The sequence below is a fragment of the Halobacillus rhizosphaerae genome, from assembly GCF_046719735.1.
Classification (GTDB): Bacteria; Bacillota; Bacilli; order Bacillales; family Halobacillaceae; genus Halobacillus_B; species Halobacillus_B rhizosphaerae.
In genome coordinates this window covers 384,372-400,153 of record NZ_JAUTWQ010000006.1, presented here as the reverse complement: position 1 = coordinate 400,153, position 15,782 = coordinate 384,372, and the positions used below count along the sequence as shown (strand labels likewise).

At 41.3% G+C, this 15,782-nt stretch carries 13 protein-coding genes; 11 read left to right on the top strand and 2 right to left on the bottom strand.

Annotated elements, in window-relative coordinates:
* Positions 1-608 precede the first annotated feature (608 nt).
* The 9 genes from Q7A53_RS09660 (at position 609) to lhgO (ending at position 11,840) form a co-directional block, all read left to right on the top strand.
* Complete coding sequence (locus Q7A53_RS09660) at positions 609-1,553, top strand: PucR family transcriptional regulator ligand-binding domain-containing protein (protein ID WP_411788939.1); 945 nt, start codon at positions 609-611, stop codon at positions 1,551-1,553.
* A gap of 23 nt (positions 1,554-1,576) precedes the next feature.
* Positions 1,577-2,212, top strand: coding sequence for a PucR family transcriptional regulator (locus tag Q7A53_RS09655; protein ID WP_411788954.1), 636 nt, complete (start codon positions 1,577-1,579; stop codon positions 2,210-2,212).
* A 318-nt stretch (positions 2,213-2,530) separates the two neighbouring features.
* A complete protein-coding gene (locus tag Q7A53_RS09650) occupies positions 2,531-3,871 on the top strand; it encodes an aspartate aminotransferase family protein (RefSeq protein WP_411788938.1) in 1,341 nt (446 codons plus the stop codon).
* Between the two features lie 47 nt (positions 3,872-3,918).
* Complete coding sequence (gene ald / locus Q7A53_RS09645) at positions 3,919-5,049, top strand: alanine dehydrogenase (protein WP_411788937.1); 1,131 nt, start codon at positions 3,919-3,921, stop codon at positions 5,047-5,049.
* 21 nt (positions 5,050-5,070) lie between these two features.
* On the top strand, positions 5,071-6,543 hold the full coding sequence (locus Q7A53_RS09640; RefSeq protein WP_411788936.1) for an aldehyde dehydrogenase family protein: 1,473 nt from the start codon (positions 5,071-5,073) through the stop codon (positions 6,541-6,543).
* A gap of 99 nt (positions 6,544-6,642) precedes the next feature.
* Positions 6,643-7,839: a CaiB/BaiF CoA transferase family protein gene (locus tag Q7A53_RS09635; RefSeq protein WP_411788935.1), complete on the top strand. Its 1,197-nt coding sequence runs from the start codon at positions 6,643-6,645 to the stop codon at positions 7,837-7,839.
* Between the two features lie 71 nt (positions 7,840-7,910).
* Positions 7,911-9,371: a CoA-acylating methylmalonate-semialdehyde dehydrogenase gene (locus Q7A53_RS09630; protein WP_411788934.1), complete on the top strand. Its 1,461-nt coding sequence runs from the start codon at positions 7,911-7,913 to the stop codon at positions 9,369-9,371.
* Positions 9,372-9,678: 307 nt separating this feature from the next.
* Positions 9,679-10,608, top strand: a complete 930-nt coding sequence (glaH, locus tag Q7A53_RS09625; protein WP_411788933.1) for a glutarate dioxygenase GlaH — start codon at positions 9,679-9,681, stop codon at positions 10,606-10,608.
* Between the two features lie 26 nt (positions 10,609-10,634).
* The gene (gene lhgO, locus Q7A53_RS09620; RefSeq protein WP_411788932.1) at positions 10,635-11,840 is read left to right on the top strand and encodes an L-2-hydroxyglutarate oxidase; all 1,206 of its coding nucleotides are present in this window, start codon (positions 10,635-10,637) and stop codon (positions 11,838-11,840) included.
* 146 nt (positions 11,841-11,986) lie between these two features.
* On the opposite strand, the gene Q7A53_RS09615 is transcribed toward lhgO, so the two are convergent.
* Both Q7A53_RS09615 and Q7A53_RS09610 read right to left on the bottom strand, forming a co-directional pair.
* On the bottom strand, positions 11,987-12,292 hold the full coding sequence (locus tag Q7A53_RS09615; protein ID WP_411788931.1) for a DUF3870 domain-containing protein: 306 nt from the start codon (positions 12,290-12,292) through the stop codon (positions 11,987-11,989).
* 19 nt (positions 12,293-12,311) lie between these two features.
* Positions 12,312-13,370, bottom strand: coding sequence for a DctP family TRAP transporter solute-binding subunit (locus Q7A53_RS09610; RefSeq protein WP_411788930.1), 1,059 nt, complete (start codon positions 13,368-13,370; stop codon positions 12,312-12,314).
* A gap of 100 nt (positions 13,371-13,470) precedes the next feature.
* Between Q7A53_RS09610 and Q7A53_RS09605 the strand changes: the two genes are divergently transcribed.
* On the top strand, positions 13,471-15,069 hold the full coding sequence (locus Q7A53_RS09605; protein WP_411788953.1) for an ATP-binding protein: 1,599 nt from the start codon (positions 13,471-13,473) through the stop codon (positions 15,067-15,069).
* Entirely contained in the window at positions 15,062-15,763 is a 702-nt protein-coding gene (locus Q7A53_RS09600) for a response regulator (RefSeq protein ID WP_411788929.1), read from the top strand. The genes Q7A53_RS09605 and Q7A53_RS09600 overlap by 8 nt, the downstream gene beginning before the upstream one ends.
* Positions 15,764-15,782: the final 19 nt, after the last annotated feature.

The following is a 15,782-nucleotide window of genomic DNA, read 5'->3' as shown; positions in this document are numbered from 1 at the left end:
CCATCACCCTACTCATAGGTAGATGAACGGACCTTCTCCAATGTCTTCCGAGTTATTGTTAACGAGCTATGCTTTGTTACAGACCGTCTTTCCAATCATTGAAAGAGCATCACTATTTGTTTCCGTTTCATTCAATCAAGGTAGAGGGAAGGGAATAACGCACAGATTCCCGACAATCCATTCAATGGAGATACAAGTCTCTTCCGGAAGAATAGCCTCATCACTTCCTACATATTAGAGGGAATATGCTTCAGAGACCTGCATGCAGACATGAGAATTTTCACTTTTTCTTGAAGGGATTTCGAGATTCTATTGTGGCAAGGGGGCGGAGGGAAACGGTGAGACTCCTGTGGGAATTGCGGGACAGCTGAGACCCCACAGAGCTTTGCTCGAGGAGGCTTAGCGCCCGCCCCACGGAAAGCGATCCTTTTCCCGCAGCCCCCTATACGCTTACTATTGTCTCGAAACTAAATCTTCAAGAATGGGAAGCTTTATTGGAATTCAACTCTTGTGAAATAAAGGTTAATAGAATTTTTAAAGAGAAAATCATCCTTCTGGCATTAGATTTTTTTTCAAAATTATAGTAATTTAAAATGAGAGGTGGGAGAATGAAATATCACTTTAAATTATCTATAGATAACATATTAAAACGACCACATTTCCAAAACGCACGAGTAATTGCAGGCAGCAATGGAGTAAATCGGATAGTGAAATGGGTACATGTATTTGAAGTTATTGAAGTGAGAGGCAATCTCAAAGGCGGAGAATTAGTTCTTTCCACAGGGTTTGGCTGGAAAGAGAATGATGACTTATTTATAACCTTGTTAAAACAGTTAATTCAACGAGACGTAGCAGGATTATGTATTGAACTGGGGAGCTTTATCCATGACATACCAGATCAAGCTATAGAATTAGCCGATAAACACGATTTCCCCATCGTAGTCTTTGATAAAGAAGTGTCATTCGTTGAAATTACGCAAGACCTTCATTCTGATTTAATCAATCAGCAATATGAAATTATTTCTAACATAGAAGATTACTCTCAGCGATTGAATAAGAAATTGTTAACCATTGACAACTATTTTGAAATACTGAAATATTTGCAGCAATACATTAATTGTCATCTTATTTACATATCTAATGACCATAAAATTGTCACCGTCCCTACAGTGCGAGAAAAAGAAAAAAATGAAATGTTAGCTAGTTTAGATAACTTTTCCGCACATCCTTCCAAAAATATATTAAAGCAGCCGGTACAAGTCTTTGAAAGAGAGTTTGCTAATGTTTACTTGTATTCTGACTGCAGGGAATTTGGTGAATTTGAGTCTTTACTATTAGATCGAACTGCCACGGCATTAGCCCAGTATTTCTTACGTGAGCTTTACACAGAAGAGAAGAAAAAAGCGGAAGAAACAGAATGGATGCTGGAGTGGCTTCGGGGAGAACATAGTATTGAGGAAATAAAAGAACGTTTAGCAGGTTATAAGATGAATGGCTCAGTGACGGGTGCTGTCGTACTCATCGTTAAACTGAAGTTGAATGGAAATAAGTAAGTAAAGATATTACTTATTTGAATATGCTCATCCAAAATATTTTTGACCAAAATGGTTATTTTGTTTTTCCGGTCGAAAAACGAAATCTGCTGACTTTTGTTTTATTAAATAAGCAAAGAGAAGAGGACTGGAAAAGCAGGGTGACCAAAGGGATTGAAAGGATTAAAAATATAAATAGGTTAAATGACCCGTCTGTCTCTTCTTTTCAAATCGCAGGGGGGAAATATGTTCGGGATTTAACTCTTTTATATAGAAGTTTTAACACGGCTCAAGAAACCCTGTCGATCCAGGGGAAGCTTCCTGCAGATCAATCGAAGTACTTCTTTGAAGATATGCATATGTACCGGCTTATTTCTCTAGTCCATAAACATAGTAACTTAAATAGTCTTGTGAATGATTATTTAGAGCCTATTATTGCCTATGATAAGCACAATCACACGAATCTGCTGGAAACTCTTAAAGTTTACTTAGCTTGTCATGGATCGAAAAAGGAAACGGCCGAAAAGATCTTTGTAGTTAGGCAAACGTTATATCACCGGTTGGACAAGCTTGAAAAACTTCTTGGAGAGGATTTTATGGATTCAGAGAAAAGACAGGCAATCGAATTTTCAATTCTTGCTTATGAATATCAGCAGTCAATAGCAAATCAATCTTCATAGAATGCTCACTATGAAAGCTCTGCACAACAAGGTCTGACCGAAATGGTCGGGCTTTTTTTATGTCTCAATATTTCAAGTGTTGTCATTGTGTGAATCTCATGGAGTATCTGTTTGACAAAATGTCTAATGAATCTAGTTTACAGGTGTTAGATAATCAATATAAATTAAGATAATTCAAAATTATTAGACATCATAGATCGCACGGGTGAGTCTGAATTAAAAAGGGGTACTCTGCAGCGTTAGCATATTCAGCTTTGTAGTTTTGTAAGCGTTTTCTTTTTTGTGGTAATTGCTTGAAAACTAAGGAGGTTTTCTTTAATGACAAAAACAGATATAAGTGGCGAAATGCTTACCAAAGATGAAAAATTTGTGTGGCATTCTATGAAACCTTATAATCCGAACGCCACTATGGTTGCGAAAAGTGCGGAAGGGTCCTGGATAACAGATATGGAAGGAAATAAATATTTAGACGCTATGTCTGGTCTATGGTGTGTCAATGTGGGATATGGAAGAAAAGAATTGGCAGAGGCAGCATATCAGCAGTTAATGGAATTATCCTATATGCCTTTAACTCAAAGCCATGAAGCCGCGATTAAATTAGGGGAAAAAATCAATCAGCTGTTAGGTGAGGATTATGTCATCTTCTTTTCAAACAGCGGGTCAGAAGCGAACGAAGCCGCTTTTAAAATTGCAAGACAGTACCATCAGCAAAAAGGGGAGTTTCACCGCAGCAAAATAATCTCCCGTTATCGAGCGTATCATGGAAGTTCTTCAGCCTCTCTTGCAGCTACCGGGCAAGCACAGCGCAAGTATAAATATGAACCGCTTGCTCAAGGATTTCTTCACGTAGCGCCGCCGGATACCTATAGAAATGATCATAGTGAAGCAGATCGGTGGGGCGCAAAAAATATCGATGAAGTTATGACGTGGGAGCTAAGCGAGACCATTGCCGGGGTTATCATGGAGCCTATTATTACTGGGGGCGGGGTGATTGTGCCACCGGACCAATATATGTCAGAAGTGAAGAGTATTTGTGAGAAACATGGAGCACTGTTAATCGTCGATGAAGTCATCTGTGGATTCGGACGCACTGGAGAACCATTCGGATTTATGAATTATGGAGTGAAGCCAGATATTATTACGATGGCCAAGGGGCTTACCAGCGCTTACCTGCCTTTATCACTGACAGCAGTGAAGAGGGAAGTTTATGAGGCTTTTAAAGGAACAGAAGAGTACGATTTCTTCCGTCACATTAATACCTTCGGCGGTCATCCTGCCTCTTGTGCGCTTGCTCTTAAAAACATTGAAATTATGGAACGTGAGAATCTATTTGCACGGTCAAAAGAATTGGGAAAAAGAGTCATGACTGAACTAAAAGATCGTTTGCAGTCCCATAAATTTGTAGGGAATATCAGAGGGAAAGGGCTGTTAATTGGTATTGAATTAGTAAGCAGCAAAGATACCAAAGAGCCGCTGGACACGTCTCTTGTGAATCGCGTCATTAGTTATTGCAAACAAAAAAATGTCATCATCGGGAAGAACGGGATGACAGTTGCAGGCTATAACAATGTAATTACCCTTGCTCCACCACTAAGTATTGAGGAAGAGGATATTACTTTGCTGCTCGACACTTTAGTAGACGGCCTAAACGAACTATAAAGCGTGGAAGAACATTTCTAAAATGGTGAAGTCTGGAGGGGACATCCGTGCGTATTGGCATTCCAAAAGAAATAAAAAACAATGAAAATCGAGTCGCTATCACACCGGCAGGAGTTTACACTCTCACAAAGCAGGGTCATCAGGTGTATGTGGAAAGTGATGCCGGGTTAAATTCAGGCATTTCAAATCAAGCTTATATGGAAATGGGAGCAGAAATTGTCCAAACAGCGGAAGAAGCTTGGACTCAGCAAATGGTGATGAAAGTAAAAGAACCCATTCATGAAGAATATCGGTACTTTTATGAGGGATTGATCTTATTTACCTATCTTCATCTCGCAGCTGATCGGAATTTAACGAAAGCTTTACTTGATAAAAATGTCACAGCAATCGCATATGAAACGGTCCAGTCTGCAAATGGAACGCTCCCTCTCTTAACTCCAATGAGTGAAGTAGCTGGACGAATGTCCACCCAAATAGGCGCGCAGTTCTTAGAGCGAAATAACGGAGGCAAAGGGATTCTTCTCGGTGGTGTGCCAGGTGTAAGAAGAGGAAAGGTTACTGTCATCGGCGGGGGAGTTGTAGGAACGAATGCAGTGAAAATTGCGATCGGGTTAGGGGCAGATGTAAACCTTCTTGATCTGAACCCTGAAAGACTCCGGCAATTGGATGACCTGTTTGGCAGTTCTATCAATACTTTAATGTCCAACCCTTTGAATATCCGGGAGGCAGTGGAAGAGTCCGATCTTGTCATTGGTGCTGTTCTTATTCCGGGGGCAAGAGCTCCTAAGCTAGTAAATGAAGAGATGATTACCACGATGAAAAAAGGTTCAGTCGTTGTCGATGTGGCAGTCGATCAGGGGGGGATTTTTGAAACCGTTGATCATGTCACTACACATGACAATCCCACTTATGTGAAGCATGGGGTTGTTCATTATGCCGTTGGAAATATGCCGGGGGCCGTGCCGCAAACGTCGACACTGGCCCTTACCAATGTAACGGTTCCTTATGCTCTTCAAATCGCTGCTAAAGGAGTTGCTCGTGCCTGTTCAGAAAACCGATCATTATTAAAAGGGGTGAATGTGCTCAATAGGATGGTTACCTATAAACAGGTGGCCGAAGCCCATCAATTAGAGTATATGGAAGTGGAGCAAGTGTTGAACTTAAAACCTGTGATGTGAATAAAAGGGAGGGGACTTGTTTTGCCAACTAAAATGGATACGAAAGTGAAACAATATAAGAATTTCATAAATGGAAAATGGGTGGAATCCTCAACAGGAGAAACTTTCAAAAGTGTCAATCCAGCGAATAGAACGATGATCCTTGCTGAATTTGCTAAATCAAAGGAAGAGGACTATCACACAGCTGCAGAAGCTGCTCAGGAAGCCTTTCAAGAATGGCGGAAAGTTCCTGCACCCGTGCGTGCAGAAATGATTTTAAAAGCAGCGCAAAAAATGGAGGAACGGGAAGATGAATTTGTAAAAGCCATCGTTCTAGAGGTTGGAAAAACCATAAAAGAAGCGCAAGGAGAAGTGAAAAGAGCTTTAGCTGGTATGCGGATGCAAGCAGCGGAAGGGACGCGCTTAACTGGAGAGACAATCCCTTCTCAGCAAGAAGGTGTCTTTGCTTATACAATTAGAGAGCCTTTAGGTGTCGTTGGGATCATTACCCCGTGGAATTTCCCCTTAGGAATTGCAGCCTGGAAAATCTCCCCCGCGTTAGTGGCAGGCAATACCGTCGTATTCAAGCCTGCTAGTAATACACCACTCATCAGTGCCATGCTCGTTGAATTATTGATAGAAGCAGGCGTCCCAAAAGGAGTTATTAATTTTGTAACGGGTCCAGGCGGTGCTGCTGGAAGGGCTATTTCAAGCGATGAAAAGGTCAAAGCTGTATCCTTTACTGGCTCTACTGAAGTAGGTACGAAGCTTGGCAATGAAGTACAGGAAAGAGGAGCAAGGATGCAAGCGGAGATGGGAGGAAAGAATCCATTTGTAGTCCTGAAAGACGCTGATCTCGACTTGGCTGTTGAACATATTATTTTTGGCGGGTTTGGGGAATGCGGACAACGGTGTACGGCCACCAGCCGGGTGATTGTAGAAAGAGAGGCAGCCTCTTCATTAATCGAAAAGCTTGTAGCAAAGACAAAAGAGATAAAGATTGGTGATCCCTTAGATCCTGAAACGACCATGGGGGCATTTATTGATAAGGGACAAGTGGACAATTACAAACACTATATTGAAATTGGGCAGTCGGAAGGAGCGCAGTTACTGTACGGCGGACACGCTTTAACGGATAAAGAATATGAGAATGGCTGCTTTGTAGAACCAGCCATTTTCACAGAAGTAACTCCGAGAATGCGAATCGCTCAAGAGGAAATTTTCGGTCCCGTTCTTTCGATTATGATCGTAGATTCCTATGAGCAGGCGCTGGAATGGGCCAATGATGTTCGTTATGGTCTCTCTTCTTCCATTTATACCAAAGATCTTTCTAAAGCGAATGACTTTACTAGAAATATAGAATCGGGGGTCACTCACGTAAATTTGCCAAGTACTTATAGCGAAGCCCAGTACCCATTTGGAGGAATTAAATCGACCACCATTGGACCGCGGGAACAAGGTTCAGCCGGCATTGACTTCTACACTTACACAAGAACGGTTTATACGAAGCCATAAGTCATTTCGGCAGTGGACTATGGAAGGACTGGCTGGTAATTCCAGAGGTGCACTTTGCGAAACGGGAAGAAAGGATCTTGTTAAAGGGGAGAGGATTAAATGGCAGCGCTGGAAGGTATTAAGATTATCGACTTAACCAGGATTCTTAGTGGTCCTTACTGTACAATGACGCTGGCTGATTTAGGAGCAGAAGTCATTAAAGTGGAAAGTCCCAAAGGAGATGATACACGCCAATGGGGACCGCCGTTTGTTGAGGAAGAGAGCACCTATTTTCTAAGTATTAATCGCAATAAAAAAAGTGTGGTCATCAATCTAAAAGAGGAAGATGGCAAACAAATATTTTTCAATATGATTAAAGATGCGGATGTGGTGGTGGAAAATTTCCGACCGGGAACGCTCGAAAGACTAGGGATCGGTTATGAGACATTAAAGAAACATAATCCTGGTATTATACTTTCTTCTATTTCAGGTTTTGGTCAAACGGGTCCCTATGCCCAGAAGCCTGGCTACGACCTATTAGCTCAGGGGTTAGGCGGCTTAATGTCTGTCACCGGTGAAAAAGGCGGAAACCCAGTTAAAGCGGGTTTTTCTATGGCGGATATTGGCACGGGGATGTGGGCAGCATTCGGAATTTTAGTTGCTTTAATCGAAAGAGATAAATCAGGCAAAGGTCAATGGATCGATGCTTCATTACTCGATACCATTGTGTCCTGGCAAACCTACTTAGCGGGCAGCTACTTTGCCACGGGGAAGGATCCAGAACCTATGGGAGGAGCGCATCCTAATATCGTTCCCTATCAAGTCTTTAAAGCGTCTGACGGCCATTTTATCCTGGCAATAGGCAATGATAAGCTTTGGGAAGACGCCGTAGAAGCGATGGGAGTAGAATCCCTGAAGTCTCCTCAATTTAAAACCAATCCTCAACGGGTGGAGCATCGGGATGAGCTGCTTGCTCTGATGGAAGAGCAGTTCCAACTGAAATCTGTTAAGGAGTGGGTGAAGTTATTTGAAAGCTATCAAATTCCTTGTGGTCCTGTAAATCATTTATCGGATATTCTTAATGATCCCCATATCATTGACCGGGAGATGGTGGTTCATAAAGAGCACCTTGGGTCGCAAAAGATGATTAACCTTCCATTGAAATTCTCAAGAACTCCAGGAGAAATCCGATCTTATCCCCCGGGCTTAGGGGAACATTCAGAAGAAATCTTAGAATCTATGGGATATAGCAAAGAAGCGATAGAATCATTATTGGCAAACGGTGTGATCGCGTCTAAAGAAAAGGTAAAAGGGTAAGGAACTGTAAAGGATCTATTATTTTATAGAAACCCGGTCTGGATTCACCATTTAATTTAGGAGGAATAACTATGACTCAAACAAAAGTAAAGCTTTTAAAGAATTATATTGGCGGCCGATGGGTTGAAGCGAATACTGAGAAAACGGAAGAAGTGTACAATCCGGCGACAGGTGAAGTGATCGCTCATGTTCCTATCTCTACTCAGTCCGATGTGGACGAGGCGGTACAAAGGGCGAATCTAGCATTTGAGGACTGGAAGGAAGTCCCTGTCCCCAAGCGTGCTCGTATCCTATTTAAATACCAACAGCTGTTAGTCGAGCATTGGGATGAGCTTGCGGAAATTGTTACGACTGAAAATGGCAAAAGCTTTAAAGAAGCTCAAGGAGAAGTCCAGCGTGGAATAGAAAATGTCGAATTTGCAGCCGGGGCTCCTTCCTTAATGATGGGGGAGCAGCTGCCATCCATTGCGGCAGATCTGGAGTCAGGGGTCTACCGATATCCGATAGGGGTGGTAGGGGGGATCACTCCGTTTAACTTTCCTATGATGGTGCCTGCCTGGATGTTCCCTATGGCAATAGTGACAGGGAATACATTCGTGTTGAAACCTTCCGAGCGTACGCCATTGCTGGCAAATCGACTAGCTGAATTATTTGAGGAAGCTGGATTGCCTGCTGGTGTATTCAATATCGTACACGGTGCTCATGACGTCGTAAATGGATTACTGGATCATAAAGACGTTGCCGCGATTTCCTTTGTTGGATCCCAGCCGGTAGCAGAATATGTATATAAACGCGGCACTGAGAAACTTAAACGTGTCCAAGCCCTTGCTGGGGCAAAGAACCACTCCATTGTTTTAAAAGATGCCAATATGGACAATGCGACGACACAAATTCTTAATGCCGCTTTTGGTTCTGCGGGAGAACGCTGTATGGCTGCCTCCGTAGTTGCTGTAGAGGATTCAGTGGCCGATGAATTTATTGAAATGCTCACCCAAAAAGCGAATGAAATTTCGATTGGAAACGGCATGGATGAGGGAATCTTCCTTGGACCAGTTATAAGAGATAAGCATAAAGAACGTACACTGGAATACATTGATACGGGTGAAAAGGAAGGAGCCACCCTTGTTCGTGACGGAAGAAAAGATGAAGATGCACAAAGAGAAGGCTATTTCGTTGGGCCGACCATCTTTGATCATGTCACTACGGAAATGAAAATCTGGCAGGATGAAATATTCGCTCCCGTTTTATCTATTACCAGGGTGAAGGACCTTGAGTCTGCCATTGATTTAACAAACCAATCCCGCTTTGCTAACGGGGCATGTTTGTTTACGAAGGACGGAGGTAGTGTAAGACAATTCCGTGAAACGATTGATGCGGGGATGCTGGGAGTGAATATTGGAGTACCTGCTCCAATGGCGTTCTTCCCATTCTCCGGGTGGAAGGATTCCTTCTATGGAGACCTTCATGCGAACGGCAAAGATGGATTGCAGTTCTATACTCGGAAAAAGGTTCTGACGACAAGATGGGTGTAATGTACAGGAATGAGAACTATTTAAGGGATTTTCTACCAATTATTCATTGACAGAAAATTTAGATTGTTATAATATGTGAGTTAGAAAGTAGCTTGTAGATAGGTAGCCCCTTTCAACTTCCCGCTGCTCTTACGTTTTACCAATAATTTAATATATTAACTGTAAAAGCTGTCCAATCTCTGAGCGCCAGAGAAACGAACACAGCTCAAAAGCCAGTATGAACTCCTATATTAAGGGGTGAATACTGGCTTTTTTTATCTTTATGGGCCCATATCAAGAAGGAAAAACAAAACTAGGAGGCAATTATATGTGTGCAATGGAAATGAAACAGGCAAAGGTCCAAACTGGAAAAGGATATAAAATTTATGAACATAGCGACCACCAAAGGCTGTATCATATTGAGCTGGAAACGGAAGTGGTGGATCAATTTCTAGAGGATTTAAATGGGGTGAGCGACGAGCAGCTTGAATACATTCCGTATATGCGATTAATTGTTGCCGATAAACTGGAGAGCCTGACTGATAAAGAGTTTGGTCATACAATCCGAAATATTTTACATGACCGAAATTCAGGTGGGTTTACGATTGGATTGCAAAATCGCACGAGTGATCCAAAAGATTATGTGAAATTTTCAACGGCGCTTTCGCATCTTGTGGGTACACCAAATTTCGATGCAATGTCAGGGAAATATTATGCACGCTTTACTGTTAAACATACGGATGATAGTGACTCTTACCTTCGTCAAGCTTATCGGCTGTTTACTCTTCATACGGATGGCACGTATGTGGATGAGCCGACAGACTGGCTGCTTATGATGAAGTTTGCGGAACAAAATGCTGTAGGGGGAAGGTCGAGAATTCTGCATTTGGATGATTGGGAAGATTTAGAGCATTTTTATCACCTTCCGATGGGATCTTTTCCATTTACTTATAAGGCACCGGCAAGTAAAAATGTGTCCCAAGAAGTCTACCGTGAGCCTTTTTATATGCAGAACAACAAACCGTGCATCTGCTTTATTGACCAGTTTGTGTACCCGGAATCGATTGAGCAGGCCACCTATTTGAAAGATTTGTCTGATTCTATGGAGAATTCTAAATCAACAATCGGTCTCAATCTGCCGGCAGGGGATTTGATTATGCTGAATAACCGTTTTTGGCTCCATGGAAGAGAATCCTTTGAAAAAAATACCGAGCTGCATCGTGAGCTGTTAAGACAAAGAGGAAGATTTGCTAAATAATTTGGTTTCAAAAGGGAGAGGAAATCATGTATCAGTTTCTAATTATAGGAGGAGGGATTGTTGGCTTATCTACCGCCTATTCCTTAGTTCAAAAATATCCTCAAGCTAAAATCGCGGTCATAGAAAAGGAAGTAGAGTGGGCAAGCCATCAGACGGGAAGAAACAGCGGGGTCATTCATTCTGGGGTTTATTATAAGCCTGGAAGTTTAAAAGCTAGAATGGCTAAGCAAGGATCGGCTTCTATGGTGGCTTTTTGCAAGGCTCATGATATTAAGCATGAAGTATGTGGGAAAGTGCTTGTTGCTACAGAACAAGAAGAACTACCACGTATGGAAGCCCTTTATGAACGAGTACAAAAAAATAAATTAAATGTTACAAAAATTACTCGTGAAGAACTGCTCGAAATAGAGCCTCACGTCAATGGATTGGCTGCATTGAAAGTTCCTACTACGGGGATTGTGGATTATAAACAAGTAACAGAGACACTTGCTTCTCTTATTCAAGAGGCTGGGGTAGACCTCTTTCTTGGTACAAAGGTTAAGAATTTAGAAGAAGTGCAGGAAGAAGTGGTTATTGATACTAATCAAGGATCATTCAAATCAAAGTATTTAATCAACTGTGCAGGACTTCATAGCGATCGGTTAGTGAAAATGGCGAATATCCATACGGATCTGAAAATCGTTCCATTTCGTGGGGAGTACTTTACACTCGCAAAGGAAAAACGTCATTTAGTCAAGGGACTTATCTATCCGATTCCTAACCCTGATTTCCCGTTTCTTGGGGTTCATCTGACCCGCATGATTGATGGCAGTGTTCATGCAGGTCCTAATGCAGTCTTAAGTTTGAAACGAGAAGGATATCATAAAACTTCATTTAATCCGAAAGATGCTATGGATATCTTTACCTATCCAGGCTTTTGGAAAATGGCAGAGAGTAACATGAAAGAAGGATGGAAGGAGATCGTTCGTTCTTTCCATAAAAAAACATTCGTCAAAAGCTTACAGCGTCTGGTTCCAGAATTAGAAGCGAAAGACGTGATTCCGACACACGCTGGTGTTCGAGCCCAAGCTATGTTGAAGGATGGGAAACTGGTAGATGATTTCTATATCATTCGCGGCAAACGGTCCATCCATGTATGTAATGCACCTTCACCGGCAGCAACGGCATCGTTAGAAATTGGAAAAGAAATTGTAAGACAACTTCCTCATGATGCCCAGATCAAAGTAAGTTAAAAGCATAAACAAAAGGATTTGATTCCATAGGGAATCAAATCCTTTTATTTCGGCTAGGAAATTATAAAGTATTGGTGTGGGTACCTTTTTGTGGTGGGAGGTTGCATCCAGCTAGCGGGGCAGACCAGGTGCTTGCGCTTTAGTTCTTATAAATGAAGCTGATATTGTTTATAGGAATCTCTCAAAGCAGCAGCAAGAGCATTGCCTGCTTTCCCAAGATAACCTTCGTTCAACTGTTTTAGAGGCTCTTCAATATCTTCTTTTAAACTGAATCCTTTCAATAAGTGTTTGATGTATTCTCTACTATGTTCCGTTGCAAGCGTACAAGAAGCATCCACAATCACTCCATATTTTTTATCAATTTCAAGAGTGAGAGTTAAAGACTCCGAGATATGGTTCGCTGCCATACCGGTTGGTAATTTAGAGTGACCTGCCACAAATAGAGTGTTCATTATTCTCCTCCTCATTCGTTTAATAACTATATTTCTTCTGTAAACGATCAACCTCATTCATAAGCTTTTTTCCAACAATGGGTGCAGCCTTATGATAGACAGGACCAAGTGCTTCTTTCCATCTTTTTTCCTCTTCGTTAGTTAGATAGTGAATTTTAAGGGCATTTGTTTTCATTAAATATCTCTTCTGCTGATCATTCGTTTCAATCGAATGACGGTGATTCCATTCTGTTGTTTCTTTCAGTGCCTGGTTGATTATTTTCTTATTTTCAGGGCTAAGCCTGTTCCAGAACTTACCATTCATTAATACGACATAGCCAAGATAAGCATGATTACTGATGGTTAAGTATTTTTGATGTCTATACAGTTTCTTTGTATAGATGTTGGAGAAGGTGTTTTCTTCCCCATCAATAAATTGAACTTCCAGGTTACGGTAGACTTTATTAAAGGGGAGCACACTTGTACTTGCATCCAGCATTTTAAATTGAGATTTAATGACAGGACTCGGCATGATTCGAAAATGCATGCGTGTAAAATCTTCTGGTAAAATAATAGGCTTTTCATCATTCGTGATTTGTTTATAACCGTTATACCAGAAGGTAAGGCCTTTAACATGATCGGAATCCAAAGTGTTTAGTAATATATTCCCGATTTTACCTTCGTAAGCTTCTTGGACAGCTTTCTGCGTGGGAAATGCAAATGGCAAATCTAGTACCTGCCATTTTGGATAGTGTTTGGTTAACTTTGAAGTGGCAGGAGCAATCATTTGGACGTGTCCATCGAGAAGCGCTTGATATTCATTTTGATCATTGTAAAGGGAGCCATTAGCAAAGATTTGAACCTTTATTTTTCCTCTAGTCCGTTCTTGGACGAGCGAAGCAAACTTTCTTGCAGCTCTTCCTTTAGGTGTGTTTTCTGCAGCAACATGGCTGAATTTAATAACAATTTCATCCTTCATTCCTTCTTGTTCATCGTCATATTCTAAAGAATTTGCGGCTTTACTAAAATCAAAACCAAAGAACAAGGCAGTCAGGATACCAGTAAGAATAAATAAGGTAATGGCCATGATGGTTCTCACAAGGATCCCTCTTTCCGAAATCGTTTACAACAGTGTAACACATGGCTGTCAGCATGGTACACTAGGTTTATTATCGAAGGAAGGAAGACCAAGGATGTCAATGAAACGGATACCGATTCGCTGGAAGATTACCATTCTATCATTTGGAGTGGTTCTCTTTTCTATATTAATAGGTGGGATAATCTTAATCGGCAATAAGATTGATACCAATGAAAGGGAGTTAGGAGAGCACGCCCTCATCACAGGAAGAACGGTGGCTAATCTTCCAGGTGTGAAACAAAATCTAACCGAATCTGAAGGTTGGAAAGAAGTCAATCCCATTGTGGAGAGAATTCGTACCATTAATTCAGCCGACTATATAGTGGTTTTGAATATGAACAGAATTCGCTTCTCCCACCCCGTTGACGAAAAGCTGGGAACCGTTTCTGCGGGTAAAGACGAAGGCCCGGCATTTGCAGAGCATAGTTATGTTTCAAAAGCAAAGGGAGAAATGGGAATAGCTGTTCGCGCTTTTGTTCCCGTAATGAATGATAAGCATGAACAAATTGGTGTTGTCATTGTGGGTAACATGCTTCCTTCCATTATTGAAATCATCCTTGTTATGAAAAATGAAATTTTACTTGTTTTGTTCCTAACTGCGTTATTCGGGATCGTAGGTTCATGGCTTTTAGCTCGTCATTTAAAAGAACAAACCTTTCACCTTGAACCCCATGAAATTGTGCAGCTGCTTGTGGAAAGGACCGCAACCTTTCAGGCGATGAATGAAGGAATCATAGCCATAGACATAAATGGGAAAATAACGATTTTAAATCATAAAGCTAAAAGAATTCTGGGGATTAAAGGCGACCAGACAGGTCAAAAGATAGAAAAGGTTATCCCGGAAACAAGACTTGGGGCAGTGTTAACTAGTGGCGAAACTAACTATCATGAAGAAATGAGAATTGGTGATAAACTGATCATGAGCAGCCGTGTTCCTATTTTGGTAGAGGGACAGATTATAGGTGCAGTGGCTGTGTTTCAGGATCGCACGGAAGTTACAAAGCTTGCGGAAGAACTTACCGGGGTGAAAGCATTTGTAGATGCTCTACGTGTCCAAAATCATGAGCATTTAAATAAGCTGCACACCATCGCTGGGTTAATCCAATTGGATAATAAAGAAAAAGCATTGAAATTTGTTTTTGATGTCTCAGAAAAACAAGAAGAGTTATCTAAGTTTCTAGTAAATAAAATGAAAGATTATAGTGTGGCCGGATTATTACTCAGCAAAGTAAGTCGTGGTCAGGAACTTGGTGTAGAAGTGACTATTGATGATCAAAGTCAAATGGAAAAGTACCCCCCGTTATTGGACAAGCATGACTTCGTACTTATGCTTGGAAACTTGATTGAAAATGCCTTTCATTCTCTTCAAAAATTGGAGAGAGAACAAAAGTGGGTGGATATATCAGTGCATCAGGATAGCCAGGTGTGCACGATCGCAGTGGAAGACAACGGGAAAGGGATCTCTAATGATCAGCTGCCAAAAGTTTTTGAAAAGGGGTATACGACGAAAGGGGAGCAAGGATCTGGATATGGACTATTTTTAATAAATGAAACCGTGAAGAAAGGAATGGGGCATATAGAAGTCGTTTCCAAGGAAGGAGAAGGAACGAGTTTTATATTAACTTTTCCAATGGTGCTTGAGGAGGAATCTTATGGTTAAGAAGGAAGTCATAAGAGTGCTGTTAGTAGAAGACGACCCTATGGTTCAGGAAGTAAACAGGCAGTTTATTGAAAGTGTTCCTGGATTTGAAGTCATCCATATTGCTTCCAATGGTGAGGAAGGCCTGCATCAATTAAATCAACTGAAGCCGGACCTGGTCATTTTGGATATTTATATGCCTGAACAAGATGGTGTTTCTATGATGGAAAGAATTCGCTCCAATCAAGTGGATGTAGACATTATGGTCATTACTGCTGCAAATGATAAAGAAACGATTAGAAAAATGCTTCAGAATGGAGCGATAGACTATATCGTAAAGCCTTTCAAATTTGAAAGGCTGGAACAATCATTAAAGCATTATTTCAAGTACTATTCGAATGTTTCTTCTAAAGAAGAATTCCGCCAACATGAGATCGATCATTTTCTTGGCCCTGTATTAATAGATAAGGCAAAAAAGAACCTGGATGAGAATGAACTTCCAAAAGGATTAAACGCTCAAACGTTAAAGCAGATTTTGCTTTATTTACAAGGGCAGACAGAATCTGTGTCTGCAGAAGAGGCGGCTGACGGGGTAGGAATTGCTCGAGTTACTGCCAGAAGATATCTTGATTATTTGCAAAAAAGCGGAGAGGTGGAAATGGATATTCAATATGGCGGCGTCGGCAGACCGGTGAATAAATACAAAATAGAATAAGCTTCATTACGGCTCTCTT

Excerpts from the sequence above, each read along its gene's own strand:
- Q7A53_RS09660 (WP_411788939.1), top strand. The coding sequence starts at position 609 with ATGAAATATCACTTTAAATTATCTATAGATAACATATTAAAACGACCA.
- Q7A53_RS09655 (WP_411788954.1), top strand. The coding sequence starts at position 1,577 with ATGCTCATCCAAAATATTTTTGACCAAAATGGTTATTTTGTTTTTCCG.
- Q7A53_RS09650 (WP_411788938.1), top strand. The coding sequence starts at position 2,531 with ATGACAAAAACAGATATAAGTGGCGAAATGCTTACCAAAGATGAAAAA.
- Q7A53_RS09635 (WP_411788935.1), top strand. The coding sequence starts at position 6,643 with ATGGCAGCGCTGGAAGGTATTAAGATTATCGACTTAACCAGGATTCTT.
- Q7A53_RS09630 (WP_411788934.1), top strand. The coding sequence starts at position 7,911 with ATGACTCAAACAAAAGTAAAGCTTTTAAAGAATTATATTGGCGGCCGA.
- glaH (WP_411788933.1), top strand. The coding sequence starts at position 9,679 with ATGTGTGCAATGGAAATGAAACAGGCAAAGGTCCAAACTGGAAAAGGA.
- lhgO (WP_411788932.1), top strand. The coding sequence starts at position 10,635 with ATGTATCAGTTTCTAATTATAGGAGGAGGGATTGTTGGCTTATCTACC.
- Q7A53_RS09615 (WP_411788931.1), bottom strand. The coding sequence starts at position 12,292 with ATGAACACTCTATTTGTGGCAGGTCACTCTAAATTACCAACCGGTATG.
- Q7A53_RS09605 (WP_411788953.1), top strand. The coding sequence starts at position 13,471 with ATGAAACGGATACCGATTCGCTGGAAGATTACCATTCTATCATTTGGA.
- Q7A53_RS09600 (WP_411788929.1), top strand. The coding sequence starts at position 15,062 with ATGGTTAAGAAGGAAGTCATAAGAGTGCTGTTAGTAGAAGACGACCCT.